The 1,322-nt window shown below is 64.3% G+C and carries 1 protein-coding gene and 1 other annotated feature; the gene reads right to left on the bottom strand.

All coding sequences use genetic code 11. The features are described 5' to 3' along the window. Window positions 1-6 precede the first annotated feature (6 nt). Window positions 7-1,289 (bottom strand): IS3 family transposase gene (locus VXD91_RS07800; protein WP_346415112.1). Its coding sequence is split into 2 segments (ribosomal slippage): window positions 7-1,016 and window positions 1,016-1,289, totalling 1,284 coding nucleotides; the frame shifts between segments, so codons are not numbered across the junction. Continuing rightward, window positions 886-1,017 (bottom strand) — a sequence feature (AL1L pseudoknot). Its footprint overlaps the gene before it by 132 nt. Window positions 1,290-1,322: the final 33 nt, after the last annotated feature.

Raw genomic sequence — 1,322 nt, 5'->3', positions numbered from 1 at the left:
CCGCTGCTATACGGGTTGACGCTCTCGGTCGAGGGCGCTGTAGTGGGCGTGCTCGTACTCGGTTGGGCTGACCATGCCGAGACTGGAGTGCAGCCTTCGGTTGTTGTACCACTCGACCCAGGCTGCTGTCGCGTACTCGACGTCGGCGATGGTCCTAAACGGCCCCGGGTGGAACACTGTGGTTCGGATGCATTCGGTCTTGTACAAGCCGTTGATCGTTTCCATCAGAGCGTTGTCGTAGGCATCCCCGACGCTGCCAATGGAAGGTGAAATCCCTTCCAGTTCAAGGTGTTCGGTGAAACGGACCGACGTGTATTGGCTTCCGGCGTCGCTGTGGTGGATGAGCTCGCCGGCTGCGGTGGGATGACCTTCGTGACGGCGCTGCCACACGGCCATCCGCAACGGGACCATCACCAGATCGGTGGTCTTGGTGGTGGCCGCGTGCCAGGCCACGATCCGCTGAGCGAACACGTCGACGATGAAGGCCACGTAGACAAAGCCCGCCCAGGACCGCACGTAAGTGAAGTCGGTGACCCATACCCGGTTCGGGACGCTCGCATGGAAGTTGCGGTTGAGCAGATCCGGGGCGCGGCGCCCGTCGGTGTCCGGGATCGTGGTGCGCACCTTCTTTGACCGCCGTATGCCCTGCAGACCCAACGTGCACATCGCCCGGTGCACCGAGCCCGCCGAGGCCTCTGGCAGCGCGGCACGGCGGATCAGGGCCGTCATCTTGCGCCGCCCGTAGAGCCCCTCGGGGGCCAGAACGCGCTTGCCGGCGGCGTTGGTGGTCCACGCCAGGCCACGCACAGCGTCGATGACCTGGGCGTCGGTGATGGTGCGGGCCGCTACCGTCCGGCCTGGTTGTTTCCAGGACCGGTAGGTGCGCGCGGCGATCTGACAGCCCTGCTCACACAAGACTCGGCAGATCGACTCGACCGCGTGCCCAGCGGCGCGTTGATCGTCGATGAACGCGAAGATCACCGGTTGCGGGGGTCGAGCTCCCCCGCGAAGAAAGTTGTCGCCGCTTTCAGAATCGCGACATCCTCACGTAGCCTTCGGTTTTCAGCCCTCAGCCGCTTGATTTCCTCGTTCTCCTCCGTGGTGACACCGGGTCGTTGACCATCATCGATCTGGGCCTGCACCACCCAGCGCCGCACCGATTCCTTACCCACCCCAAGCTGACGGGCCACCGCTTCCGAAGCGGCGGTCAACGACGAGTACTCCTGCTGATGCTCGGTCACCAGCCGCACCGCCCGCTCACGCAAGGCAGGATCGATTTTCTTCGGCATGCTGCTCATCCTTCCGGACTCAAACAGCAGCGG

This window comes from Mycobacterium sp. SM3041 (assembly GCF_039668335.1).
Taxonomy (GTDB): Bacteria; Actinomycetota; Actinomycetes; order Mycobacteriales; family Mycobacteriaceae; genus Mycobacterium.
This window is presented reverse-complemented; position numbering and strand designations above follow the sequence as displayed.